The organism is Sphingobacterium sp. UBA865, from assembly GCF_002295765.1.
Lineage (GTDB): Bacteria > Bacteroidota > Bacteroidia > Sphingobacteriales > Sphingobacteriaceae > Sphingobacterium > Sphingobacterium multivorum.
The window spans coordinates 51,041-76,958 of the sequence record NZ_DBGB01000002.1; the positions used below are offsets into that span (position 1 = coordinate 51,041).

The 25,918-nt window shown below is 38.9% G+C and carries 20 protein-coding genes and 1 pseudogene; 18 read left to right on the forward strand and 3 right to left on the reverse strand.

Going from position 1 to position 25,918, the window contains the following annotated elements; all coding sequences use genetic code 11:
- The first annotated feature begins 12 nt into the window (after window positions 1–12).
- A complete protein-coding gene (locus B2O97_RS01405; RefSeq protein WP_286766779.1) occupies window positions 13–888 on the forward strand; it encodes an endonuclease/exonuclease/phosphatase family protein in 876 nt (291 codons plus the stop codon).
- Between the two features lie 8 nt (window positions 889–896).
- A complete protein-coding gene (locus tag B2O97_RS01410; protein ID WP_286766780.1) occupies window positions 897–1,697 on the forward strand; it encodes an endonuclease/exonuclease/phosphatase family protein in 801 nt (266 codons plus the stop codon).
- Between the two features lie 321 nt (window positions 1,698–2,018).
- Here B2O97_RS01410 and B2O97_RS01415 read toward each other — a convergent pair.
- Window positions 2,019–2,555 (reverse strand): annotated as a pseudogene (locus tag B2O97_RS01415) (helix-turn-helix transcriptional regulator); the annotation flags it as partial.
- A 782-nt stretch (window positions 2,556–3,337) separates the two neighbouring features.
- On the opposite strand from B2O97_RS01415, the gene B2O97_RS01420 reads away from it, so the two are divergent.
- The 14 genes from B2O97_RS01420 to B2O97_RS01485 all read left to right on the forward strand — a co-directional run bounded on the left by B2O97_RS01420 (window position 3,338) and on the right by B2O97_RS01485 (window position 21,048).
- Window positions 3,338–4,429: a mechanosensitive ion channel family protein gene (locus B2O97_RS01420; RefSeq protein ID WP_286766781.1), complete on the forward strand. Its 1,092-nt coding sequence runs from the start codon at window positions 3,338–3,340 to the stop codon at window positions 4,427–4,429.
- A 77-nt stretch (window positions 4,430–4,506) separates the two neighbouring features.
- Window positions 4,507–5,589: an endonuclease/exonuclease/phosphatase family protein gene (locus tag B2O97_RS01425; protein WP_286766782.1), complete on the forward strand. Its 1,083-nt coding sequence runs from the start codon at window positions 4,507–4,509 to the stop codon at window positions 5,587–5,589.
- Window positions 5,590–7,162: 1,573 nt separating this feature from the next.
- A complete protein-coding gene (locus tag B2O97_RS01430; RefSeq protein WP_286766783.1) occupies window positions 7,163–7,993 on the forward strand; it encodes a helix-turn-helix domain-containing protein in 831 nt (276 codons plus the stop codon).
- Window positions 7,994–8,243: 250 nt separating this feature from the next.
- On the forward strand, window positions 8,244–10,487 hold the full coding sequence (locus tag B2O97_RS01435; protein ID WP_286766784.1) for an LruC domain-containing protein: 2,244 nt from the start codon (window positions 8,244–8,246) through the stop codon (window positions 10,485–10,487).
- 19 nt (window positions 10,488–10,506) lie between these two features.
- On the forward strand, window positions 10,507–10,971 hold the full coding sequence (locus B2O97_RS01440; RefSeq protein WP_286766785.1) for a response regulator: 465 nt from the start codon (window positions 10,507–10,509) through the stop codon (window positions 10,969–10,971).
- Window positions 10,971–12,167: a sugar transferase gene (locus tag B2O97_RS01445; protein WP_286766786.1), complete on the forward strand. Its 1,197-nt coding sequence runs from the start codon at window positions 10,971–10,973 to the stop codon at window positions 12,165–12,167. Before B2O97_RS01440 ends, B2O97_RS01445 begins: the two co-directional genes overlap by 1 nt.
- A 20-nt stretch (window positions 12,168–12,187) precedes the next feature.
- A complete protein-coding gene (locus tag B2O97_RS01450; RefSeq protein ID WP_286766787.1) occupies window positions 12,188–12,928 on the forward strand; it encodes a TolC family protein in 741 nt (246 codons plus the stop codon).
- A gap of 4 nt (window positions 12,929–12,932) precedes the next feature.
- Window positions 12,933–15,089, forward strand: coding sequence for a hypothetical protein (locus B2O97_RS01455; RefSeq protein ID WP_286766788.1), 2,157 nt, complete (start codon window positions 12,933–12,935; stop codon window positions 15,087–15,089).
- A 6-nt stretch (window positions 15,090–15,095) separates the two neighbouring features.
- Window positions 15,096–16,541 carry an O-antigen ligase family protein gene (locus tag B2O97_RS01460; protein WP_286766789.1) on the forward strand — a complete coding sequence of 482 codons (1,446 nt, stop codon included), beginning with the start codon at window positions 15,096–15,098 and terminating at the stop codon, window positions 16,539–16,541.
- Window positions 16,522–17,436, forward strand: coding sequence for a glycosyltransferase family 2 protein (locus B2O97_RS01465; protein ID WP_286766790.1), 915 nt, complete (start codon window positions 16,522–16,524; stop codon window positions 17,434–17,436). The genes B2O97_RS01460 and B2O97_RS01465 overlap by 20 nt, the downstream gene beginning before the upstream one ends.
- Complete coding sequence (locus tag B2O97_RS01470) at window positions 17,436–18,617, forward strand: glycosyltransferase (protein ID WP_286766791.1); 1,182 nt, start codon at window positions 17,436–17,438, stop codon at window positions 18,615–18,617. Before B2O97_RS01465 ends, B2O97_RS01470 begins: the two co-directional genes overlap by 1 nt.
- Complete coding sequence (locus tag B2O97_RS01475; protein ID WP_286766792.1) at window positions 18,586–19,719, forward strand: glycosyltransferase family 4 protein; 1,134 nt, start codon at window positions 18,586–18,588, stop codon at window positions 19,717–19,719. Before B2O97_RS01470 ends, B2O97_RS01475 begins: the two co-directional genes overlap by 32 nt.
- Window positions 19,700–20,305 (forward strand): acyltransferase, encoded by a 606-nt coding sequence (locus B2O97_RS01480; RefSeq protein ID WP_286766793.1) that lies wholly within the window; start codon window positions 19,700–19,702, stop codon window positions 20,303–20,305. Before B2O97_RS01475 ends, B2O97_RS01480 begins: the two co-directional genes overlap by 20 nt.
- Window positions 20,302–21,048: a glycosyltransferase gene (locus tag B2O97_RS01485; RefSeq protein WP_286766794.1), complete on the forward strand. Its 747-nt coding sequence runs from the start codon at window positions 20,302–20,304 to the stop codon at window positions 21,046–21,048. The genes B2O97_RS01480 and B2O97_RS01485 overlap by 4 nt, the downstream gene beginning before the upstream one ends.
- Window positions 21,049–21,070: 22 nt before the next feature.
- Here B2O97_RS01485 and B2O97_RS01490 read toward each other — a convergent pair whose 3' ends face one another.
- The gene (locus tag B2O97_RS01490) at window positions 21,071–21,193 is read right to left on the reverse strand and encodes a hypothetical protein (protein ID WP_286766795.1); all 123 of its coding nucleotides are present in this window, start codon (window positions 21,191–21,193) and stop codon (window positions 21,071–21,073) included.
- 42 nt (window positions 21,194–21,235) lie between these two features.
- On the opposite strand from B2O97_RS01490, the gene B2O97_RS01495 reads away from it, so the two are divergent.
- On the forward strand, window positions 21,236–22,672 hold the full coding sequence (locus tag B2O97_RS01495) for a lipopolysaccharide biosynthesis protein (RefSeq protein WP_286766796.1): 1,437 nt from the start codon (window positions 21,236–21,238) through the stop codon (window positions 22,670–22,672).
- Between the two features lie 16 nt (window positions 22,673–22,688).
- Here the strand turns inward: B2O97_RS01495 and B2O97_RS01500 are convergent, their stop codons facing one another.
- Window positions 22,689–24,632, reverse strand: a complete 1,944-nt coding sequence (locus tag B2O97_RS01500; protein WP_286766797.1) for a CotH kinase family protein — start codon at window positions 24,630–24,632, stop codon at window positions 22,689–22,691.
- Between the two features lie 141 nt (window positions 24,633–24,773).
- Between B2O97_RS01500 and B2O97_RS01505 the strand changes: the two genes are divergently transcribed.
- Window positions 24,774–25,916, forward strand: coding sequence for a hypothetical protein (locus B2O97_RS01505; protein WP_286766798.1), 1,143 nt, complete (start codon window positions 24,774–24,776; stop codon window positions 25,914–25,916).
- Window positions 25,917–25,918 lie beyond the last annotated feature (2 nt).

Here is a 25,918-nt window from a genome sequence, read left to right on the forward strand (position 1 = left end):
GTGTATTTACAGATGAAAAAGAAAATAAAGATAATCTTACTAAGCTTGCTTTTTCTGCAGACTGCTATAGTGTTACATGGTTGCCGCAAGACCTATAGTCCCGGTGATTGGAATCTGCTGCCGGCGAAAGAGCCGGAAAAACCGCAAGAAACGGATGATACACCGACAAAAAGTTTTAAGGTAATGTCCCTAAATATGAATGTAGGGACCTCGATCGCCAATTTTGATGTCATGGTAGAGCTAATCAAGGAATATGATCCTGATCTTTTGTTTTTGAGACAGGTTGATAGTGCGACTACCAGAGCTGGGAAAGTCGACCGGCCGGGCGCCATTGCTAAAGCATTGAATATGCAATCTTTCTTCAGAAAAAATATAGATTACCAAACTGGGGGATTCGGAAACGCAGTATTATCAAAATTTCCGATCAAGGATAAATTCAGTCAGTTGTTAAGTCGGGAAGAAGGGAATACGGCAGAGTTACGGAGCATGACGATGATTAAGGTCGAAATACAGGAAGGACATGAGTTGTACTTTGCGGGTACCGAACTTGATCCTTCTGTCGCCAATAACAGGGCGCTTCAGGTCGTTGATCTGCTCAATGCCACAGAGAAGCTTACCCAACCTGTGATTTTAGTAGGAAATCTGAATGAACAGGAATCGGCAAATGGCCCTGTGCTGTCTTATCTCAAAGGGGCTTTTACCTTTGGTTGCTTAGGCACTGGATGCCCTTGGAATGCTCCGAAAGATAAACCGACAGGCGTATTTGACTATATTACTTTTAAGGATGGTAATGAAAGGTTGCAATTGAGTAACTACGGTACATTCTCGAAATCTGCAAATACCTTTTTACCCATGACGGCAGAATTCAAATTAAAACTTCCAAAATAGATCATACAATGAAAAAGATTATTCTTGGAGCCTTGGCTCTTTTACAATTATTTAGCTGCAGCGGGGATGAGAACCCTGAGTTGCCGCTCGCAGCAAAGAAGAAGCTGGTTGCCATGACCTATAATATTCACCATGGAGCACCCGAAAATTCGGATGTCATCAATTTGTCGAATATTGCTACGGTGATAAAAAACAGCGGGGCTGAACTTATTGCCCTCCAGGAGGTGGATGTTAATGTGGGTCGCTCGGGCAACGTAAATCAAGCTGCAGAATTGGCAAAACTTTTGGGTATGGAATACTATTTTTCTAAATCTATTGATTACAATGGTGGGGAATATGGGGTCGCTATACTTAGCAAATATCCGTTGTCCAATAAGCGCCGGGAATTACTGCCCATGCCAACGGCTGGAGAGCAAAGAAGTATTGCTTTGGCTACGGTAACTTTGCCTAATGGCAAAAATATTGACTTTGCGGCCACTCATTTTGACCTCAACGTGCCCAATCGTTCAGCTCAGGCCGCGTATCTTAATGAGATGAGTGGTGACCTTAATAAGGAATTGTTTGTAGGGGGAGACTACAATGCAGAATCGACAACCGCTGAAATGCTTAAGTTACAGGAAGGCTTTAGGCTCTCTTGCATGAGTACCTGCCCGCTATCTTTTCCTGTACGCAATCCAGCTAAAGCAATAGATTTTGTGATATTTAATCCCAAAGCTGCAACAACATATACATTGGCATCAGCTGTAGCCCTGACTGGTCAATATGCTTCAGATCACTTGCCAGTAGTTGTAGTCTTTCAGTATGAATAAAAACTAGGTTACAGGACATTAAAGTTGAAAGCAAGATTGAAATGCTTAGGGAGGTAGAATTTACAATTGTTGAAATCTGCCAAAAGCTTGGTATGGCCAAGCCTGAGGTTGAGAAGTATTTCAAAGGAATAGAGAAACTGTAATAAAGTAGTTTGAAGTTTATATTTATTTAATTTATTGAAGCCATTTCCGAAAGGGAGTGGCTTTTGTAATTGGTAGCTGTTTTATGCGGCAAATCCTATTTAAGAATAAAAAAATGGCTTTTGTGGAAAATAATTGAAATTTTTGATCTCACGTCTAAGCCGTGTTCTAAGCCGATCCCTATTCTGTATATATGTCTAGAATATTCCTAGCAGTTGTTTTTAAGTCGTTAATTAAACTACTGGGTGCTATAACTTTCACATCATTTCCATACGATAGCAATTCCATAAAGAAATCGTGTGTGAGGAATAGTTTCAGTTTTACACGGACTTCATCATCGTTATCGATTAGCAGCATTTGTGATTCATGTAAGGGTAATGATTTGATATATTTCCCTTGCAAAGGGTTGAATGATAAGGTGACTTCCTCTGGTTTGTCACTATTCGGGCCTATAATACCGAAGCAGTATCTATAATGCTCGTTAACATCAAAATTTTTCGGAAATTCAAACTTCTTTTTCAATATTTCCAATTCGTTCAGTCGATCAAGTGCGAAACATTTGATTTTTTCGTTTTTAAGGTCCTTTGCCAATAGGTACCACCTGTTTCTAAATTCCTTCAAGGCATAGGGTTCAACATGACGGTCAGTCAATCCATCTTCCCAATATTTTTGATAGACAAACTTGATCTGGATATGATTTTTAATGGCATGCAATAAGCCGTAAAGATGCTCCGTACCCTGTGGCTTTCGCTTTCAAAGTGGATATAGTTCGATAATCTGTCCGTGAGGTTCAAGGCATTGAATATGTCGAAAGCTTCCAATATCCGTTCGTTCAACTCGGGTTGTTCTGCCTGGTCAATGTAATAAACCTTTTGGATAAAGTCGTATTGGATATCGATATTATAAATGGAGAAAATATCTTTTCTGTCCCGCTGAAATGTACGTATAGATACGTTAAAATCATATTCTTGTATCTCAGACTCTGTAGTGGCAGTTTACGCAGTACATCTTTCGATCGTGAAATATGAAAAATAAAAAAGGTTTTCAATCGGGGAGATGAAAACCTTTAAATAACCAATTATAAACCTAATAAGGTGTTGTAAATATAGGTTTTTTTATTGTTTTCGCAAAATTAATCTATTTTTATTTTGTTTTTTACTTGTTTTTCTTCTATTTCTTTTGTTTTTAATGTGTGATTTCTGTTTTTTTTCTTTTATTTTTCCGTTAATATCTGTTAATGTTATTTTTTTTGTTTTTATCGCTTATATTTTTGTGTAATAATGTATTTTTCAATTTTTATTTTGAAAAGTTATTGATTTTTGGTGTTGTTAGTGTCTTTTTTTATAGCGGGATCAATGCTCATGGGTGCTAAGCAAAGTGCATGGCCGTATTCTTCACTGTTTATTTAACCAATCTTTCTCAAAAAAAAACAAACGTTAGGCTTTCTTAGCAGTTATACTTTAATGAGAGACAAATTTTGAACGCAAAGAAAGAACAGCATGATAAACGAAACATTAATTCAACTTTCACAGAAATGGCCTTCATGGCTCTGGAATATTGCATTAATTCTATTTTCATTTTTAATTGGTTTCCTGATCAAACTGATTTTTATGCCGCTTTTACGCAGGCAGGCCATTCAGCAGGAGTCTTATAGCCTATTCCGTTCCTTTGTGAGGCGCTTTAACCGGGTGCTGAGTGTGTTTATCCCATTGATTGTTTTTAACAGCTTATTGCCGTTTGCCCAATTTAACGAACGGACGTTTCGCGTGGTCAGTAAAACTAATGAACTTTTGCTGGTCAGTTTTTTTGCCATCGTGCTGATACAGGGGATCAAGGTTTTTGAAGACTACCTCTACCATCGTTTTGATATCAACAAGGAAAATAACCTGCGGGAACGGAAGATCAGGACACAAATTGTTTTTATCCGAAAAGTGGTGGTCACTCTGATCATCGTAATTTCCTTGGCAATCATCCTACTCAGTTTTGATAGCATGCAGAAGATCGGCGCCGGCTTGCTCACAGGGGTGGGGGTTGGCGGAATTATCATCGGTTTTGCAGCACAGAAATCTTTAGGGAACCTGCTCGCCGGTTTTCAGATCGCTTTTACACAGCCTATTCGTATGGATGATGTATTGGTAGTCGAAGGGGAATGGGGTCGTGTAGAGGAAATCAATCTGACCTATGTTGTCGTCAATATCTGGGACAAACGCCGTTTGGTATTGCCCATTACATATTTTATTGAAAAACCTTTCCAGAATTGGACACGTACGACCTCTGAGATATTAGGTACTGTATTTATCTATACAGACTTTACCGTACCTGTGCAGCAATTGCGGGATAAACTCACGACCTTACTTACCGGGCATCCACTTTGGGACGGTCAGGTAAATGTACTTCAGGTGACAGACTTTAAAGAGCGTACCATGGAGATCCGATGCCTGATGAGCTGCCGTAATTCGGGCCAGGCTTTTGACCTACGCTGTTATATACGTGAACAGATGATTGCCTATATCCATACGAATTTCCCGGATGCATTAGCCAGAACACGGGTGGATTATCAGGAAGGTTCAGAAAAGAAATTGAATAACTAAGGAGCGATCGAAAATGATGGTCTGTTGAAAATGAGCGTAATTTGTTTAAGTTTGTCTAAAATGTTAGTTCTAGCGATATGCTAATTTTCTATACTGTATTCTCAGGGATACTGATTGTACTGAGTTTATTGCCCTTTATTCAAAGCCAGCATTGGATCTTTCGGGTAGCTGAATTTGTTAAACTGCAGCTGCTGGTGTTTCAGGTGCCGGCATTGGCAATAGGCTTTTACCTCGTGGGTAAAGATTCATGGATATGGTGGCTGCAGGGGGTGCAAATGGCTCTGATTGTTTATCATGCCTATATATTAATACGTTATACCAAATTTTGGCGACGGGAAAAATATGAAAAAGGTGAAAATGCATCCGATAGTATTAAAGTGATCTCCTGTAATGTGCTGCAATTCAATACGGCGTATAAGCGCTTCATTGACCTGATTCAGAAAGAAAAACCGCATGTTTTTTTGACCATGGAAAGCGATGCGGCATGGGAAAAAGCCTTACATGTGCTGGAAAGTGATTATCCTAATTTTGAGAAGGTAACCTTGGACAATACCTATGGTATGCATTTTTATACCAATCTCAAGATCAACAAATGTCAGGTGCATTATTTTGTGGCGGATGATATTCCGAGTATTGAAGCCGAACTGGAAACCGCCGATGGTCATCGTTTTATCTTTTTTGCCGTACATCCACCACCGCCGAGTCCGACCGAAGAGGAAACTTCAAAAGAAAGGGATGGCGATCTGCTCAGTGTGGCCAAGCGGGTGCGTGATTATAAAATGCCCGTGGTTGTTACAGGGGATTTTAATAATGTCGCTTGGGCCAAATCTTCGCTCTTGTTCAAAAAAACCAGCAAATTGATCGATGCACGTATTGGCCGGGGTATTCTTTCCACCTTTCATGCCAATTATTGGTTTTTCAGAGTCCCCTTGGATCTGTTGTTTCATAGTCCAACGGTATTTATCGATAAACTTTTTATTTATCCTTCTGTTGGATCGGATCATTTTCCAATGGGCTGTACCTTTTTTATCGACCGCTACTCCGAAGAGCAGGCGGAGGATATTGAGCACCTGGAGGAAGGTGATATGACCGATGTCAACGAGATGATCGCGGCAGGTAAAGAGGAAGAGAGTGACAATCGAATTCCGGAAGAGGAATAATGCTCTTATCGAAAACTATCGATTTTTTGCGTTTTCCACTCATCGTAGGGGTAGTCTTTATTCCTACAGATTTTTCCAATTTCATCATTCAAGGTTCAAAACAGATTAATATACTCTACTTTCCTGTTTTCGCATACGTTTTTTTTCTTTTTTCGAAGTTCGTGTTTGAAATTTGTGTGCCGCTTTTCTTTTTTATCTCAGGTTTTTTTTATGCTATTTTTGTATTTTCTCTGTCCAGTCATTATTATACTGTTAGGCTATTATTTTATTGGGCTATTAAGAAGCTGTTGCCCAGTTTTACGGCAGTTATTTGCGGAGGTAGATTATCATGAAAAAAAAGAATTGGATCGTTCTGGCAATCGTAGCAGTTATTTTGGCGGCGGGAGCCATTCTTTATAGATTTTATTATCCGAAAAATATAAAGTTGCTTAAGTCGGAGTTTGTCTTTACAGATTTAATCCACTTGGAAAGTACAGCTGTGAAGAACCAGGGGGCCTCCAATACCTGCTGGTCCTATACTGGTAATTCTTTTCTCGAATTAGAAATGATCCGGATGGGTAAAACTCCTGTAGCAATTTCGCCCCTATACACAGTCAGGAATGCTTACTTAGAATGCGCTCACAACTACTTGCGCTTGCATGGAGGTCTATTGTCGACGCTCTAATGCGCCAAAGTGCGTTTGATGCTTGGCAAACAACAGATGATCATGCGCTGCATATTGTAGGCTTGGCAAAGACCAGAACGGCAAAGAGGCTTTTTTGCGACAATAAACCGGATTAATCCAGCTTTTTTCCTCCAGACTTTTTACTAAACAAATGAATGTATATTTTTTTAGCGTTTTTCAAATATTTTTATCAGGCATTTATTGTTCTATAATTTAATATGTTTAAACAATTTACTTTTTTTAATGAATATGTTTCCATTTTTCAGATTTAATTTGAAATATGTTTCTTAATGTGATATTTACATTTTGGCTTTCTATTTTCTTAAGGAGAAAACAGTGTGTTTATTGTTGTTGTTTATTTTTCTATTTTTTTTGTTTAGATATTATTTATTTATTAATAGTATCTTTAAACTAACATAATGTCTGTTTTGTAGATAAATCTATTTTATAGTTTAGTGTTTTAATTATTTCATTTTAGGAAAATTGTGCATGCAACTAACTTTTGCTGAATTTTTCCACATTTTAATTAGTAGGGAGCGAAGGAATTTTTTAAAATTACCGTGTCATTTGGCAGAAAATGCTTTTTGATTAAATTGTTTTTCAAGGTAAATCAGGCTGGCCTTGAGCCGTGCAGGGTGTGTTTACACATAATAATTGCTTGTTTAACCTATTCTTTTGTTTACATCCTTCTTCATCGTTCTTCTCACTAAATCTGTCTTTTTATCTTTCATAGATTTTAATCGGACGTATCCTTTTCATGATATTGTGGGACTAGATTTTAAGTGAAAGGCTGAAATGGGGTATGGTGCAGCTGTTGCCTTTTTTGTGTTCGGGATTTATTTGCTAAATTGTTCCCTACTTCAGCATGATAAAAAGGTTATCAGGCCTTATACGCAGTAAATAATAATTATGGAATTTGGAGTTCATCGAGTCATTGGTGTAGCGCAGGAGCCTTCCGAAATTACGGATGCAACAGCAAAAGAAAATTATGTTGTTCTTTTTGTGTCAAAGGGTGGCTGTAGCGTGGAAATCAATAATCAGATTACAGAAATCGAAGAATTCTGTTTGGTGCTAATTCCAAGAGGAATAAAAATTGAAGCCAACCCAGATGAGCAGCGATCGTTTCTTATTATTTATTTTTCGGAAAGTTTTTTTGCACGTACGGAGATAGATACCGCTTTTCTGCATAATTTTAAATCATTCAATAAGAACGAATTTACCTACCGTGTACTGCGTGTTCCTGCAGAGTATGCAAGCTATTATGAATTTGTAAGCATGCAGCTTAAGCTCTCTAAGCAGAATTATAATCTTGCAATTTATCGTGAATTAGCGCATAATATCGTTAAACAGATTGTGCTGCTTGCGGCAATTTCTGCTGAAGATAGGCCGTCAAATGGATTAGTGGGTCAAGGTGCTGATGCAAAGCTGATAACACTCTTTCAGGAGCTGATCAAAAAATATGTAAAACAAGAAAAACAGGTCGCTTTCTATGCCGAACAACTCCATGTCGGAAATAAAAAATTAACCAACCTAACTAAAGAAATTTTGGGAGCAACGCCAAAAGAACTTATCATCAAAGAATTGCTGCGTGTGAGTAAAAAGCTTATCGTTGAATCTTCTCTGAGTATTAAACAGATTGCTTGGGAACTTGGTTATGCTGATGTCAATAACTTCAGTACTTTCTTCTCAAAGGAGACCAACCTGACGCCGACCGAGTACCGAAAAAGGTGGCAGAAATAACCCTTATAGTTAAATAACTTTTTGTTAGTTATAAACTCTTTTTGTAGTTTGCGATGTGCTGTTGTAGTTGAAGCGCTACAAGATTTGTAATTTATACTGTAGTTGTGTATTTTGCCTTATTCTCAGCTGAATTAGTTATATCTTTGCTTTAAACAGTTCGACCTTAATACTATTCGCAAAGCCATGTATTAAAGTCTTGTGACGTCTACGATGGGGCTGTTTGGTATTGATCTATTATTATTGTTTAATTATGTATAACAGAAAAAGCTTAAATCTCTTCTTGGTGGGTCTTGCAGGGATTGCGCTCTTCGGGGCAAGTTGTTCAAAAGTGAAAGATTTGTACAACGAAACCGAAAAAGGATCTGATTCATCCACCCTACTTCCTGGTGGAGGCAATATTTCAGCCGATTTTATGTGGAATTCAACACGTGCTGTAGATGTGCGCGTTGCTGTAGACGATCAATTTAGCGGTAAATACTTTTATCGTGTTGAGATTTTTGATAATGATCCGACTTTGTCTAGTGGAGCCAATCTGCTGGCTGCCGGTCAGGCGAAATCAGGTCAGGATTTTGTTGGGAAGCTGATGATTCCGACAATTGCAAAATATGTCTATTTGAGAGAAACTAGTCCTCTGGGTGTTGCTGCTATCAGCATGATTGAAGTTGGACAACAAAATACAATCGCTGTCGACGGTACAAAAGCGGGATCAAGCAGCAAAGCGAGTGTTTTGCGTGCTGCGAATACGACAAGTGTATTGGCTAGTAGTGGCTTAAAGGCGGCTGCGGTTGAGGCTACACCAGTAGTGGTCCCTTCGGACGCGATCGCGCTATCGGGCAACTCGACAATTTCAGTCGAGTCCAATAAATCTTATGTCGTCAAAGCTGGCGTGACTTTTACAGGTACAATAGATGCAAATAATGGTACGAGCAATGTAAAGATCTACGTGCAGGGATCTTGGAAAAATACAAGCTTTGAGCTAAACCTCGGAAACAACAATGGATTGTATGTTACACAGGCGGGGTCCATTGACCTCGTGAATGTTACGCAGAATACAGTGGGTGGCTTTGTTAATTATGGATCTGCTTCATTTTCCAAAATGGAAACAAAAGACAATACCTTGTATGTGAATTATGGTACTCTTACAGCTGATAAAGCGGATATCACCAATGGTAACTTTACCAACTATGGGGTAGCGACAATCCAAAATCTGAGCAGTACAACAAATGCTACAGTGATACGCAATGAAGGGACTCTTACTGTGCAAAATGCGACTTTGACAAATGCGACTTTGGAGGCAGTCTGCCATACGGCGATCAATTCATTGACAACCAATGGGGCTACGATTTCGATCGCTCAAGGCGCCTTACTGAGTTTAGATAAATTGGATGCTGGCGGTACAAAAATTAATTTGGCTAGTTCAGCTATCCTAGATGTAAAGACTTTAGCTAAATTTAACAGTCGGGCGAGTACGATGAATGGGCCTTCTTCTGGTCAAGCATTGGCTCGTCTCAAAAAGGTTGATGTAGAAAATCAGTGGATGGCTATTACATATGGTGGTAACCTAGAGGTGGCTTGCTCAGATCATACTGCTAATGGACAATGGAATACTTTTTATGTGATCAATAGTCCGGCGAAATTGGTTCCTTACGATAAGTCGACGGTGGTGATTGCAGGGACTTCCTGTAATGCTGGTGGTAATAATGCTTCTGGTGGTAACCCAAATGATCAAACGGTTACTGAAGTAAAGTTGGGTACTTATTCTTACATCTTCGAAGATAAGTGGCCCGCTAAAGGTGACTACGACATGAATGACTGTGTGTTGGATATGAACATTACCAAATTTCAAAATACAGCGAATAAAGTGACTAAAGTGGCCTTGAAAGCAAAATTAAGATCAATAGGTGCTTCGATCCGTTTTTCGACCGCTGTGCAGCTTGATGGTATCGCAACGGGAAATGTCAAAAGTGTAACGTATTCACGCAAAGATTTGGTAGGTACCGCTTTGCCTCTTGGCGCAAATGGTACGGAATCCGGACAAACGTATGCTGTGCTTCCATTATGGGATGATGCGCATAAAGCTTTCGGTGTGTCGGATACACGTTTTATCTCGACTCAATCTGGCCAATATTCGCCTGTTGAGGTGATCGTAACTGTTGAGTTTAATACACCAATAGATAACTTTACTTATGGGACATTAAATGCCTTTATTGTAAACTTCAACCAAAACCTTGCTGGCCGAAATGAGGTACACCTCGTTGGTTATAAAGCGACCGATAAAATCAATAAAAGTTTGGTATTGAAGGAAACAGGCAACCTGTTGTCGGCTACCGATCCGTTTAAGACAAAAGCGAATGAACCATTTGGTTTGTTAGTTCCAGTATCTTTTGTATATCCGTCCGAAGGACAGGCGATTACCACTGCGTACCCGCTTTTTGAATCTTGGGCGACGAGCGGTGGTAGCCAAAATACAGATTGGTATCTACATAGGAAATAATAAAATTTGCAACATCTTCATGTACCAAAGTAGTCTACTAGAAAGGAGTACTTTGGTATATGGAGATCGCTTAAATAACGCAATCCATACGCCTAAACCATTATATTCTGAAGACGTCATGAAAAAAAAGATTCTAATAATTGATGACAAACCAGCAATTGGTCAGTTGATTACACTTTATTTAAGTGCAGATTATGACTTTCGTTTCTTTAGCAATGCGATGGACGCCTATAATTGGCTGAAGGAAGGAAATGTCGTGGATTTAATTTTATCGGATTATACCATGCCGGAGATGAATGGATACGACTTGCTCATTATGATTAAGCAAAACGAGTTTCTAAAGAATATTCCGGTTATCTTTTTGTCTGGCGAGGATAGTTCCAATACGCGAATAAGCTTACTCGAAGCCGGCGCTGATGATTTTATATTAAAACCGTTCAATCCCCTTGAATTAAAACTACGGATTAAAAAAGCATTAAAATAATGCCTCAATATAGCGATTATATATACTTTGGTGATAATCTCGAAACTTTTGATTATTTTCATCAACAAGTCCAAGATATCTTGGGTGTTGACTTGAAGTTTTTTGATTCTTTCGAAGCCATGGATATGTATTTTCAAGAGCAAGAAGGGCAGTTTTTTTCTGTGGTATTCTACGAGAAAAGCAAAAGCCTAAGTAAAGATTTATCATGGTTGAAAAAGCTTGTCCAACATGGAAAAGATACATTGCTGATCTTGATAGGAAATGATCTTTCGCGTTTTGAGAAACAATCTTATTTTGAGGCTGGTATTACAAATACCATTAGTCCACGGGCGCATGCAGATGTTTTTGAGTCAATTAGAAAATACATAAGGCTATATTTTGAGGCGACAACGCAGACTGAAAAATTTGAAACAGCAAACACTTCTTTTCCTCAAATAGGAATTCCGCTGGGAAAAAGATTGTTTGATATTGCAGTTTCTTCGATTTTAATCCTCTTACTTTCTCCGATACTGGCAATCGCTTATATTGCCATCAAATTGGAAAGTAAAGGTTCGGCAGTCTATAAGTCGAAACGGATAGGATCTGGCTATTATATGTTTGATTTTTATAAATTCAGATCCATGTACCCGGATGCTGACAAGCGTCTAAAGGAATATATGGCGCTTAATCAATATGCGGATGCATCGTTGAGCGTTAATCGTAGCACTGTCGCCACTATGATAAGCGATGGTGATGCGCAACTTTTTACGACAGATGAGCTACGTGATGTACTTATTGATGATGATACTGTTGTAAAAAGTACTAATAGTGCTGGAAGACAAAAAAAAGCGGCTTTCTTTAAACTTGAGAAAGATCCACGTGTAACCAAGGTCGGGCGTATTCTCCGTAAATATAGCATTGATGAACTGCCCCAGTTGTTTAATGTACTTAAAGGCGATATGTCTATTGTGGGTAATAGGCCCTTGCCACTCTATGAAGCCGAAATGCTGACGACAGACGATAGTGTTGAGCGATTTATGGCTCCGGCGGGTATAACGGGCCTATGGCAGGTTGAAAAGCGGGGCGATAATGGAAGTATGTCTGATCAGGAACGAATAAAACTGGATATTGATTATGCACAGCATTATTCAGTCTGGATGGATTTAAAAATATTATATAAGACGTTTTCCGCATTCATCCAAAAGGCGGATGTTTAATAACATAAATATTTATTTCGATGAACTTATTGCTTAAAAGAGCTTTTTTGCTGTTGTGTTTAGTAGCATTCGGCCTATTGCTAAAAGCACAATCTGTGATGGACCCAACGGATATGGTTGATTTTACAAAGCTGAAATTGCCGTCCTTGGAGACCCTCTATCAAAATGCCAAACAAAGTCCCGGCGTGGAAATGTATGAGGCAAAAATGGAGGCTCAGGCTAATCAGTTGATAACAGAAAAGAGAAGCTGGTTAAAATATTTCAGGGTTGGTGGATCTTGGCAGTATGGCAATATCGCGATTAATTCAGCGTTTACGAATGAATATACTCCTCTTTTCTATCAGTCTTCTGGTGTAACCCAAAGCTCCTATTACGGAACTGCCGGAGTGAATATTCCTTTGGATGATCTCTTCGATCGAGGCAATAAAATCAAACGTCAGAAGATGGAACAGCGATTTACGCAGCTGGAATTGGACAAATGGCTTGATGAGCAACGTATCCGTATCGTCAACTCCTATACGAAAGTAAAAACAGCTCTTTCTACACTCAAGAAAAAAATTGAAGATTACAATATCGCCTTAGCGAATTACAAAATGACTGAGAATGAATTTAAGTCAGGCAATGCAAATATAAGCGATCTTAATACAGCAAAGAAGTTGGAGACAGAGGCTTATGAAATTCTGAAAACCAACGAATCTATTATTACCAATGAAATCCTTACCTTAGAAATCCTGAGTAAGACAAAAATTATAAGCCAATAGCATCATGAATATTTTCCATTATATCTTTCGGGCCATTTTCAGAATTAAGTGGTGGCTGTTGATTTTGCCGCTAGGTTTTGCCTTGCTGGCGATCTACCTGACTCGTCAAATGGATCGGCAGTATAAGACTGATATTACAATTTATACAGGTGTTATTTCAAGTTATGGAAGTGATCCGGGAGAATCCAATGCTTCGCAAGACTGGAACGTGTTAAATAATTCGATCCAGAATATTATCAATACCATTAATTCGAAGGAAACGATCAAAAGGCTTTCTATGCAGCTTTATGCACGGCTTATGATTCACGGCGATCCTACTAAAGATAATGTATATATTACCGCAAAACATTACAAGGAGCTTGTCGCAATTACCCCCAAAGACGTACAGAAGTTGATTGATAAGAGCTCGGAAGAGAATACGGTAAAGAATTTGGAAAAATATGAGAAAGCAGACCGTAATAATTTTGTCTACGGTCTTTTCAACTGGAACCATCCTTATTTCAGCTATAATGCTCTCCGCGAAAATATTAAGATCAACAGGGTAGACAATAGCGATATTTTACAGATCAACTATCAGGCAAACGATCCAGGGGTTGCTTTTCAGACATTGGATATTTTGAGTAAAGTTTTTGCGATCGAATATACCAATTTGCAATTCGGCAGTACCAACAATGTCATCCGGTATTTCGAGGCTGAGCTTGAACGTATAGGCCGGGAACTTCGCGGACAGGAAGATTCTTTGACAATGTATAACGTTGAAAACCGGGTGATCAATTACGATAAACAGACGGAAGCAATTGCTTTATTGGATAAAGAGTATGAACTACGGCATCAGGATGTTTTATTTGTTTATAACAGTGCACAAGCAGCTATAAAACAATTGGAGTCGGGAATGGATGCCAATATGCGTGCGATCAAAAATAATACAGAGTTTTTGGCACGCATGAATCAGATTGCAGACATCAACTATAATATTTCAAAGATACGGACGTTGAGTGTAGATTCTCTTAAGCAAAAACAGGGCGGAGCTGATCTAGATGTACTGTCGCATGAATTGGATCAAAAGGAGAAGGGCTTCCGTTCGTTTATGGATCAATATACAGCGGAAAAATATACTAAAAACGGCTATCCAAATGCAAATTATGTAAAGCAATGGGTAGAAGAACTTCTACGTTTCAAACGCTCGGAGGCGGAACTTAATGTCGCCCGTGATTTTAAGCAGGAACTGGATCATAAATACACCCAATATTCACCTATTGGCTCTGTCTTAAAACGTAAGGAACGTGGTATATCCTTTACCGAGCAGTCTTATTTGTCAATCTTATCCAGTTTAAATGCCGCGCGGTTGAGATTAAAGAGCTTGGAAATGAATTCGGCTACGCTAAAAGTGATCAATCCGGCAAGCTTTCCGTTAAATGCACTTCCGCATAGCAGAAAATTGATTGTATTTGCTGTCTTTTTTGGGACTGTAGCATTTATACTCGGTATTTTACTTATTATTGAACTTTTTGACCGTACGCTAAGGGATAAAACGCGAACTGAACGTATTACAAAAGGGAAAGTGATTGCAGCGCTGCCAAAGCTTGGTAATAACGGTGCAAAACAGCATAAAATTGAAGAAAGAGCGATCCATGTTTTGGCCAATAGGTTATATGGTTTTTATAACAACTCGAATCCGATAAACTTTATCAACATCGTCAAGTTCTCTTCGACACTAGATTTGGGCTCACTGACAGATATTTTAACAAACTATTGGAAGGGATTGGGTATTAATGTACTAGCCTATAAAGAAGGAACTGATTTTAGTGCCGAATCGAGGGAATATCTAGTGGATGATACGTGGGCGGAAAAACTGGGCAATTATGATATTTCATTAGTCAAGCATGGCTCTATGGCATTACGTCCTATCCCTTCTCTATTTCTAGAGCGAGGAATGGCTACGCTATTGGTATTAAGAGCTGACTCGGTATGGAAAACAGAAGATGAGTTGATGTTTGCAGATCTATTGCAACGTTCTGCCGGTAAACCAATCGTAATTTGCCTGATGAACGCTGAAAAATATGTTGTGGAAGAGTTTACAGGAATGTTGCCTCCGTTTACCTTTTTGAGACGTCTGGAATATCAATTGGGTAATTTTGGTCTGACATCGTTGGGAAAATAGTGGGCTATGATGCAGTTTGATCATACAAAGTCCATGATAAGCAGTCGGCATTTGCTTTTGCTGTTTCTCATACTCGGGGGACTGGCGGGAACTTGCATTTTTATTTTTGCAGGTGTGTCATCGGCTATGGTGTTCTATATGCTGCCTGTATTTCTGTTGGTTGTTATGGTGCTGCTGTCTTCGCCAATAAGTTGTTTCTTTCTATTGTATATTGTATCCTACCTGGTGATGGGTTTTGGACGCTACATCACATTCCCACTTCCGGTAGGGGTCATACTCGATCTTTTGATCTTATTTAATTTTCTCTCGCTTGCTTTACATTTTATTCGGGGAAATCCTTTAGGCAAGGTTTACTTTAATTCTTTCCTCCTGATCTCCATCCTTTGGATGCTTTATTGCATGCTGGAGATTGTAAATCCAATGTCCACTTTTGCGAACTGGATTACGACAGTCCGTAGCATTGGAATGCATATTGTCTTATTTCAATTATTGGTCTTTATTAGTTTGGATAACATTTCCAAATTGCGCTTATTTTTTAAAGTTTGGGGCATACTTGTTCTTTTGGGAGCTTTGAAGGCTATAGGCCAAAAATATATCGGACTAGACCGATTCGAGTCTGCTTGGCTATATACATTCGGCGCTCATACGCATGTTATTTATAGTGGGATCCGCTACTTTTCGTTCTTCAGTGATGCAGCAAACTTTGGCTGCCATATGGGCTTGGCTGTGGTAGTTTTTACGATCTTAGCTATTTATGAGAAGCAGGCAAAAAGACGTTTTCTTTACATTTTTGTTGTCGCTTTTGCGGCTTACGGGCTAATGATATCCGGGACAAGGGCCGCTATTGCTGTTCCTTTTGCAGGCTTTGCTTTCTTCATTGTCCTTGTAAAGGAGTGGAAGTGGATAATCTTTGGTCTTTCTTTATTAATAATGGCTTTTGCTTTCTTTAATTTAACGACCATTGGCAATAGCAGTTCCGATATCCGTCGTATGCGGACGGCTTTCTCTTTTTCAAAGGATGCTTCCTTTAATGTTCGCTTGGAAAACCAGAAAAAAATGCGAACCTTTATGGGCGACCATCCGTTTGGTATAGGATTGGGCGGGTCTAAACATGCGAATGAAGGAGATGCAATACATGGTATCGCAACAGATTCTTCCTTCGTTTTTATATGGGTAGAAACGGGGATCTTCGGTCTTATTTGCTATATTATTTTATGTCTCACGATATTGGGATATGGCACATATTACGTGCTATTTCGACTGAAAGATAGGCGGATCAAGTCTATTGCAATGGCTTCTGTAGCCGGACTTGCAGGAATTATGGTCGCGGGGTATGCGAATGAAGTGCTCCATCAAATGCCTACTGGGCAGACCGTATACATTCTAATGGGGGTTATTATGCTTTCGCCTTATTTGGACAAAAAATTGAGTGATGACATCAGAACCGTATAAAATATCTTTCATAACGGTCAATTACAATGGATTGGCCGATACCATTTCCTTATTGGAAAGTATTCGGAATGCGAGGCTATCTTTTGCATATGAGGTTATTGTCATCGATAATGGTTCGTTAAAAGATGAATATAGTCTGATCAAACATCAATTTCCTAATATCAAAGGCTATTATAACCGAATGAACCTGGGATTTGCAGGAGGAAATAACTTGGGGCTGGAAATCGCTACTGGTGAATTTATTTATTTCTTAAATAATGATACACTGCTTCCAGAAAACGCCGATAGCGAAATTTTGGGCATGTTAGAAGTATTTGCGCTCGATTCACAAGTAGGTGGAATTTCACCTAAGATAATGTATTATCAACCCAAGGGAATGATCCAATTTGCTGGGTGTACACCGCTGACATCAATTACCCTACGTAATAAACAGATCGGTTATCGGGAACAGGACAGAGGACAATATAATAACTGTGCTGAGATTCCATATTTACATGGTGCTGCTATGTTGGTACCAAACAGAATTATCAAGGAAATTGGTGTAATGTCGGAGCTATTCTTTCTTTATTATGAGGAGCTGGATTGGAGCTGTCGGATTAATAAAAAATATAAGTTAGTATATTTTGCAGGTGCTCATATATTTCATAAAGAAAGTGCTTCGACAGGTCAGGACTCCCCATTAAAAACATTTTATCTGACACGCAACCGCTTGTTGTTTGCTTATCGAAATAGGTCGGGAATAAACCGGATTTTGGCTGTTTTTTATCTTATTGGGATAGCGAATAGCATAAGATTAATTAAATTTGTTTTTTATGGTAAGTGGAGGCATGTTGGTTCAGTATGTTCAGGTACATGGTCTGGGATTAAATTATTTTCTAAAAAGAATCTAAGCTGATGGGAACGGTTTTGTTTATTATTGAAACATTGATTTTTATTCCTTTCCTGGTTTGGATCATGTATTTCTTTGTATTTGCAGTCGGCTTTCGCATTCCTAAGAAATTATTCTTTGAACGATCGAATATTCAACATCGATTTCTTATCCTATTTCCAGCATATAAGGAGGATGCAGTAATCGTTGATAGCATACGTTCTTTTTTAAAACAAGACTATCCAAAAGAGCTTTTCGAAATTATCGTTGTTTCTGATGGTATGACGAGAGAGACAAACCAGGAACTTGAAGATTTAGGCGTTCGAATACTTATTCCTACGTATGAAAAAAGATCCAAAGCCGCTGCTCTAAATCTGACAATGAACGTTATCAAAGAAGAAGATTTTGATGGCGTGGTTATATTGGATGCTGATAATTTGGTTTCTCCAAATTATTTAGCACTTGTCAACGATTGCTTTGCATCTGGCGCGGTTGCTATCCAAACACATCGCATAGCAAAAAATAGCAATACCGATACGGCCTATCTCGATGGGATCAGTGAGGAAATAAATAATTCAATTTTTAGGCAGGGGCATGTGAACCTGGGGTTACCCGCCGCATTGACGGGTTCGGGCATGTTGTTTGAAATTAAGTGGTTTAAAAATACGATGGCTAAAATAAGCTCCATGGGTGAGGATAAAGAGCTGGAGTATTATTTGCTCTTAGATAAGATATTTACGGTTTATTTGGAAGATGTGTATGTACTAGACGAGAAAGTACAGAACCGTCGCGATCTATCCAATCAGCGAAAAAGATGGATTGCTGCTCAAATTGACACTTTTTTGAATACTTTGAAGCGATTTCGTACGATAATTCGTACCCGCAACTGGCCTATGCTCGACAAACTGATCCAATGGTCGATTCCGCCCCGCATTATTTTGCTCGGGATGGTTCCTATTTTGGGCTGTATCGTCTATTTGGTAGCTCCAGCATTGGCCTATAAATGGCTTATACTCTATGGCTTGTTTATCGTGTCACTTGCTCTGGCTATACCTAATAGATTTTATACGCGCAGGACTCTGCTCTGCTTTTTAAAATTACCATTTATTTTTATGGCAATCTTACGTAGCTTTATGGGAATCAAATCGGGACGTAATACTTTTGTGCATACACCGCATGGCGAAAAAAAAGAAGACTATAGTAATTGAGGCACAACGAATCTTTCGCCTTAATAAACACGGGATGGATTTTGTGGCATTGGAAGTAATCCGTGCGCTTCAAAAGTTGGATACCTTTAACCGGTATATTATTGCTGTTGGACCGGGAGAGGACCGCTGTTTGGAAGGTTCAGCAAATTTTGAGATTAAAGTTTTGGAAAGCTCTAATTATTTTATTTGGGAGCAACTTCTCTTACCTAACCTTATTAAAACCAGCAATGCGGATATCCTGCACTGTACCTCCAACACTGCCCCATTGGGGTTATCTATTCCCTTGGTACTTACGTTGCACGATATCATCTTTATGGAGAAAAAGATTGGTAGCAATTCGTCCATGTATCAAAACTTGGGCCGTATCTATAGGCGTTGGGTCGTGCCACGTGTATTGAAAAGGGTTCATACCGTCATCACTGTCTCTAACTTTGAAAAAAGAAATATCGAAGCGGCCTTTCCGCATCTACAGAAAAAACTTATCACAGTATATAATGGTGTAAGTTCAAGATTTAAATTGATGGATATACCTTCGGAAAGTACGTTTTTAAAGCTTGAGAAGGGGGCTTTTTGGCTTCTTTTAGGTAATACCGATCCCAAAAAAAATCTGAGGAACACCTTGATGGCTTATGCTTTTTATTTGGAGGGAAGCAAATACAAGAAAAGGTTGCTCCTGGCCGATTTAGATCATACATATTTGGAAAAACTATTAAAAGAACTTGATTTGTTGACAATAAAAGATTTTATTGTAGTCGAAGAATATATAGCTCATGACAAATTGGTTGAGGTTTACAATGGTGCTTTTGCTTTTTTGTATCCTTCTGTCCGGGAAAGTTTTGGACTTCCCTTGCTTGAAGCTATGGCTTGTGGTACACCTGTAGTTACTTCCAATACATCTGCTATTCCTGAGGTAGCCGGGGATAATGTGGTATATACGGACCCGATGGATATCAAATCCATTGCAGCAGGCATGTTGAAATTAGAAGATGAACCACAGTTCTATGGCTCGCTTGTTAGTAAAGGTTTGGCGCGAAGCGAAGCTTTCAGGTGGCAACATACAGGGAAACATACATTAGCAATATATGAAAGCGTACATTCATAATCATCCTAAGTTCAAGCGCTTACTGCACTGGTTTATCATGAATCCTGTGCGTACACGGCCGCGATGGTATGTTCGTATGCTGCAGTTTTTTTATGTTAAACGGGGGACGGGTTCGGTGATTTATGGTAGTGTGCGTCGTGATCTGGTTCCTTTTCGTACATGTATTATAGGGTCTCGATCCGTGGTCGAGTCATTTGCTGTGTTGAATAACGCTGTCGGCGATTTATTTATCGGCAACAATAGCCGAATAGGAATTTCGAATACGATCATTGGGCCAGTGACGATTGGTAATAAAGTGAATATCGGTCAAAATGTTCTTATTTCAGGATTAAACCACGCATATGAAGATGTGACCAAAGCTATTGCAGACCAAGGAGTCAGCACCGCTCCAGTGACGATTGCTGACGATGTCTGGATCGGCGGGAATGTCGTTATTTTAGCAGGTATTAGCATAGGTGAGCATGCTGTAATAGGCGCGGGCTCTGTGGTTACAAAAGATGTTCCGCCATATAGTGTTGTCGTTGGAAACCCGGCCAAAATTGTGAAAAAGTACGATTTTAATCTTAATGCCTGGATCAAACCATGAATGAAAGACCGTTGATTAGCATTATAATGCCTGTTTATAATACAGCTATGTATGTTGATCAGGCTATACAGAGCATTATTCATCAGGAATATGCTGATGTTGAACTTATACTGATCAACGACGGTTCGACCGATCAAAGTCTCTCGATACTGGAAAAATGGAGTTCATGCGATAACCGTGTCAAATTATTTTCCCAGGAAAATCAAGGCCTATCTGCTGCCAGAAATAGAGGCCTTTCTCTTGCGAACGGCCAGTATATTTATTTTATGGATAGTGATGACCTGCTGCGTGCAGATGCACTATCCATGTGTTTGGATTATTGTGAAAAGAAAGACCTCGATTTTGTTTATTTTGATGCTTCGGTTTTTGCGGATAATTCCGATAGCTCCATACTAAAGGATTTTAATTATTCCCGACAAAAAATGCCGGCTTATACTGTTTTTAGTGGGCCGGACGCATTGCAACAGCAACTGAACACAGACGACTTTTTCTCTTCAGCTTGTATGTATTTAATTCGTAAAGACATACTTGATCGTAATGGATTTGGATTTGAACCAGGTATTGTGCATGAGGATGAGTTATTTACAGTCTTATTGTATCTAGCGGCAGCTCGAGTTGCTTATATCCCACAGCAATTTTTTCAGAGGCGTGTCAGGTCGGATTCCATTATGACAAGCCGATTAAAACTTTTTAATATAACATGTTACTTCACAGTTGCCCGGCGTTTGAGGGAGTACGGATGAAAGTATTCGGATAGCAGACAAATTATTGAGTTGTATCTGCATCGTATGTTGGACGCAGTGGTATGGAAAGCACATGTGCTATCGATCGCTGAACGCTGGAAAGTATTTCTGTTGGTTTTAACGCATTGGCGAAGATATGTTTCATTTAAAACGATCGGAGTTCTACTGTTTAAGAAAGGCTTTTTGCATGGATAACATAAAAAAGGAAATCGTTTCTGGGGTATTTTTCACGGCATTGGCCAAATATGCGAATTTGGTGATTTCGCTAGTCGTTACCGCGGTTTTAGCACGATTGCTCGCACCAGATCAGTTTGGCGTAGTGGCCATAGCTACGGTGGCGATTGCTTTTCTAAATTTAATAGCTGATTTCGGACTGTCTCCTGCAGTTATACAGCACAAAGAGCTGGATCGAAAGGCATTAGGCTATTTATTTTCGCTGTCTGTATATATTGCTATCACTTTGTCAGTACTATTCTTTTTGTCTGCTGAAATTATTGAAAAATGGTATGCACAGCCCCAATTGAAACCAATCTGCCAATTACTGGCGCTAAGTCTATTTTTCTCGGGAATTACTGTAGTTCCTAATGCCTTATTTTTTCGCGATAGGTTATTTAAATCGATCGCTTTACGAAGTTTGATTGTTCAAATTATCGGCGGCGGTCTATCTATAATTGCTGCCTTTAAAGGAATGGGGGGGTACGCGCTTATTTTAAATCCGATATTCTCATCACTATTGATTTTTATTATTTCATATTTAAAGTATCCATTAAAATTTAGCCTACGTTTTCCATTTCAACCTCTTCGGCCTTTATTTTCTTATTCTATTTTTCAGTTTTTATTTAATATTATCAACTATTTCAGCAGAAATTCGGATACCCTATTAATTGGTAAATACTTGGGCATGGTACCGCTGGGGTTCTATGATAAATCTTATCGATTAATGTCCCTGCCACTTCAGAATATTACGCAGGTAATTACACCGGTAATCCATCCGATATTAAGTCAGAAGGGAAAGGATAATGGCTATCTTTATGAAGCAAATCTAAAATTAACCAGCCTATTGTCGCTGATCGGATTTCCATTATCCGCTTTCTTGTTTTATTCGGCTGATGAACTTATTTTATTATTTTTTGGACCGCAGTGGGGATTAGCTATCCCTTCTTTTAAAATATTGAGTCTAACAGTAGGGATCCAATTGGTCCTCTCGTCATCGGGCTCCATTTTTCAAACAGCAGGAGATACGAAAAGTCTGTTTATATGCGGTTTGTTTTCGGCCATATTGAATGTTGCGGGAATACTATTTGGTGTATTTTATGCTAAAAGTATTGACGCAGTAGCCATGTGTTTATTGGTTACATTTAATGTCAATTTTGTACAGGCCTACTGGCTAATGTATCGGGTGGTTTTCAAACGGAGTATGGTTGGCTTTTTCAATAGCCTATGGCGACCCATCTTTTTTGCACTCCTGCTTGGGCTCATTTTTCATTTGGTTGTAGGGTACCATTGGTCCGATAATTTAGTTTTTCGATTAGTGCTCAAAACTGCTATTTATCTTTTTTCTGTGATCTTAATGATTTGGTTCGGAGGATATCGCAATCTGCTGTTGGCATTTTTACGTAAATAGTTCATTTGAATAAAGGCTACCATTTTCTTATCTGTGTATCCATCCAATTTAAACGTTGCAAAAAGTACTTTTTCAAACGTAAAATTGCTTCGCTACTTTTTAAATTTTTATCATGGTTGCGTCCGCCATTACTTTTTTCAGATGCAGTTAAACCCCAGATGCCCATAGTTTCTGCTTCGCCAACGTCGATCCAGTTTTGATCCAAAGATTCGGATATTTTAGCAAGTTCTTGATCAATAAAAGCTGGGATTCCATTTAAAAAAGCGCCATATAATGTCTCCCAGCGCTCCTTGACTTTCTTTCTAAATTTCGGATCCCGAAATAATTGTTTATAATAAAGTGCTCTATATTCTAATGTTGTGTATTCTGATGAGGTTGGTATGTAATCGGCATGCAGCCAGGACTGTGACCCTAAGAAAGTAGTTTGGTCAAAATCCCATAATGGGCCTATACACAACTTTTTGTTGATTCCTTTATATAGGTAAACGCTTCCAGGAAGACGACTATCTCTATTTTCGGTAAGTTCCTGGACTATCCAATAATTAATGAACGAGTTGATATCGATCAATTTGCCATATTCACTACTATCAGGAATGCCCGCTAGCTCTGCATTTTCTTGATAGAATTGTGTGTTTTTTGGCCAACTCGGATAAATTACTTTCTCGAGCTGATTGAAGTAATCGTTTATGTAATTCATTTGAAGATCATTGGCATCTTCGGGTTCTTTGACAATGATCGGAAGTTGAGAAATCGCTGGTCTAAAGTAGCGAGTTTCACCGTTTGAATAATAACGATCTACTTCCAATAACCAGCCCCCAGTAATCCTCTCGGGATTGCTTTCTTTGTTATCAACTTCTTCAATAGCTATCCTTTTAGCGTCAATCTTGATCTGTTCTGTTAGTAAGTAATTCCCCAAAAATCTTCCGTTTAATATAACCTCTACATATTTTGAATCTGGTGTCCAGGCTAGGCCTGCTTTTTTTCCCAACTCAAAGGCAATGCGATTTCGCAAACTTGTTTTGTCAGCATAGTTTGCTAGTAATACCCATCTTTTATGGGCATTCATTCCCATAAATGGACCCACCGCTTTATCTTGAAGTTTAAGTGCATAAGGTTTTTTGGGGAATCCCCATGTACTGTTACCACGGCCTCGAATTTCAGTTACGCCGGCCGACGAATGGATGCTAGTATGACCTTGAGGGTCAAGTTTGAATTTACCCTTGCTCCAAATTTCTTTGCTTGTAATATCTTTATTATCATCTGTTGTCAAAATTAGTAAGGGTAAGCTTGATGGCTTTTCTGCATTCCTAATTTTGATTTGAATCTCTTTGTAACTGTTATCTTTAGCAAAGAACTTAAAATTAATTGGCTTTAAGAAGTTATTTTTAGTTTCACCACTCACCTGAACAGCTTCTTCTACCATTACTTTGACTGCATTTGACTGCCAAGACGCCACTAGACCTGAAAGATCGGCCTGATAATAATTAATTTGCTGATCTCCTAAAAACTGTCCATCTTTAAAATAAGAAATTGGAATATGGATATTCTCATTATGGTCTGGCAGTAAATCGAATTTTGAGATGTTAATATCGCTAGCTGTCTTCGCCAAATTTTTACCCAGCTGCCTGATGTTTAGGGTTTGTTCTTCGCGATCAGACTTTACAGTCACAGCAAAATTTCTGTCCTCTTCATTATTTTCCGCTACTGTAAGGAGAACCGTTGCTTCCTCGCCTTTACTTCCTGATAGTGTATTTGCTTTTAAAGCTGTGCTGGAGAGCGAAATTGTCCAAGGATAATTTGATTTTATAGTGAAAGACACATTTTCTTCGTTAAATCCTATTTCCAGACGTTTAGTTGAAAGCGTTAAATTTGCAGGGGGATGATATAAATCTTTGTTTTTCACGCAGCCGAAAAAAAGACTTAATACAAAAATATAAATGAGAAAAAATAAACTTTTCATGTAGTGTTTTTAATATCTGGCTAAATAAACGAATGTGATTTTTCGTTTTTTCAAACATAATAAAAAGAAACCAATTTCTTGTATTCATATTCTTTTCGTATTTTCCAGTCCAGCATCAAAAGTATTTAAAAACAGTCGAACGTGAAGGTCCCAGTGAAAGATAAATCGTATAAGGTACTTTTTTTAGTATTCCATGGTTTTAGCGAACATAATGGTATAAGTAAAAAAATATGGGGTCAAATTAATGGCTTGAAATTTATCGGTGTGGATGTTATACTATGTTATTACAGTGTAGAGGCTGACGGTTCGCGCGTATGGAAGGTTGGAAACGAGATTCTTGTGGATTTCGGTAGAGGGCCAATAGCCAAAATACGTAAACGGATAGACTATCGGGCGATTTCAGAATACGTACAGAAAAATAAGTTCCAACTGATTTATATCCGGTCTGACCATAATGCCAATCCTTTCACATTAAACATGGTGAAGATGATGCGGCTTTCGGGCGCAAAAGTGTTAATGGAGATTCCGACTTATCCCTATGATCAGGAGTATGTCACCTTGCGCATGCGCCTCGAATTGGCGGTCGATCGTCTTTATCGTAAAAAGCTAGCAAAACAATTGGATGCTTTTGTCACTTTTTCTGATGCTCGAACAATTTTTGGGCAGCGAGCGATATCTATCTCCAATGGGATAGACTTCAGTGCCATTCCAGTTCGTAAACCGCAGGAAGGAGCAGAAAAACGAACGATCCATTTGCTGGGCGTTGCGGAAATACATTATTGGCATGGATTTGACCGGCTGGTTCGCGGGCTTGGTATTTATAAACAAAGTCACCCTGATTGCCAAATTATCTTTCACTTGGTGGGGCAATTTACCGGCGAACGTGAACGCTCATCTATTTTGGAACCGATAGCACAATTCAATCTTCAGCAACACGTCGTCTTACACGGTCCGCTTTGGGGAGAAGAATTGGATGCCATATTTAATCTGGCCAACTTTGCAATCGGTAGTTTAGGCCGTCATCGCAGTGGTATACAGGTCATAAAAACCTTAAAAAATAGAGAATATGCCGCGCGTGGAATTCCCTTTATCTATTCGGAATCTGACGCTGATTTTGACAGTAAACCTTATGTACTTAAAGCGAGTCCTGATGAATCCGCTATTGATATCACTAAAATACTGGAATTTTTAAAGAAGGAAAAATTTGACCCATCCTGTATTCGAAATAGTATTTTGGACTTATCATGGGCCGAACAGATGAATAAAGTGCTGCAAGCAATTTAATG

What these genes read in the sequence shown, in the direction of transcription:
- B2O97_RS01460 (WP_286766789.1), top strand. Translation starts at nt 15,096, where the DNA reads ATGATGCAGTTTGATCATACAAAGTCCATGATAAGCAGTCGGCATTTG.
- B2O97_RS01475 (WP_286766792.1), top strand. Translation starts at nt 18,586, where the DNA reads ATGGCGAAAAAAAAGAAGACTATAGTAATTGAGGCACAACGAATCTTT.
- B2O97_RS01450 (WP_286766787.1), top strand. Translation starts at nt 12,188, where the DNA reads ATGAACTTATTGCTTAAAAGAGCTTTTTTGCTGTTGTGTTTAGTAGCA.
- B2O97_RS01425 (WP_286766782.1), top strand. Translation starts at nt 4,507, where the DNA reads ATGCTAATTTTCTATACTGTATTCTCAGGGATACTGATTGTACTGAGT.
- B2O97_RS01445 (WP_286766786.1), top strand. Translation starts at nt 10,971, where the DNA reads ATGCCTCAATATAGCGATTATATATACTTTGGTGATAATCTCGAAACT.
- B2O97_RS01465 (WP_286766790.1), top strand. Translation starts at nt 16,522, where the DNA reads ATGACATCAGAACCGTATAAAATATCTTTCATAACGGTCAATTACAAT.
- B2O97_RS01480 (WP_286766793.1), top strand. Translation starts at nt 19,700, where the DNA reads ATGAAAGCGTACATTCATAATCATCCTAAGTTCAAGCGCTTACTGCAC.
- B2O97_RS01435 (WP_286766784.1), top strand. Translation starts at nt 8,244, where the DNA reads ATGTATAACAGAAAAAGCTTAAATCTCTTCTTGGTGGGTCTTGCAGGG.
- B2O97_RS01500 (WP_286766797.1), bottom strand. Translation starts at nt 24,632, where the DNA reads ATGAAAAGTTTATTTTTTCTCATTTATATTTTTGTATTAAGTCTTTTT.
- B2O97_RS01455 (WP_286766788.1), top strand. Translation starts at nt 12,933, where the DNA reads ATGAATATTTTCCATTATATCTTTCGGGCCATTTTCAGAATTAAGTGG.
- B2O97_RS01495 (WP_286766796.1), top strand. Translation starts at nt 21,236, where the DNA reads ATGGATAACATAAAAAAGGAAATCGTTTCTGGGGTATTTTTCACGGCA.
- B2O97_RS01470 (WP_286766791.1), top strand. Translation starts at nt 17,436, where the DNA reads ATGGGAACGGTTTTGTTTATTATTGAAACATTGATTTTTATTCCTTTC.
- B2O97_RS01410 (WP_286766780.1), top strand. Translation starts at nt 897, where the DNA reads ATGAAAAAGATTATTCTTGGAGCCTTGGCTCTTTTACAATTATTTAGC.
- B2O97_RS01490 (WP_286766795.1), bottom strand. Translation starts at nt 21,193, where the DNA reads ATGAAACATATCTTCGCCAATGCGTTAAAACCAACAGAAATACTTTCC.
- B2O97_RS01440 (WP_286766785.1), top strand. Translation starts at nt 10,507, where the DNA reads ATGTACCAAAGTAGTCTACTAGAAAGGAGTACTTTGGTATATGGAGAT.
- B2O97_RS01405 (WP_286766779.1), top strand. Translation starts at nt 13, where the DNA reads ATGAAAAAGAAAATAAAGATAATCTTACTAAGCTTGCTTTTTCTGCAG.
- B2O97_RS01420 (WP_286766781.1), top strand. Translation starts at nt 3,338, where the DNA reads ATGATAAACGAAACATTAATTCAACTTTCACAGAAATGGCCTTCATGG.
- B2O97_RS01430 (WP_286766783.1), top strand. Translation starts at nt 7,163, where the DNA reads ATGGAATTTGGAGTTCATCGAGTCATTGGTGTAGCGCAGGAGCCTTCC.
- B2O97_RS01485 (WP_286766794.1), top strand. Translation starts at nt 20,302, where the DNA reads ATGAATGAAAGACCGTTGATTAGCATTATAATGCCTGTTTATAATACA.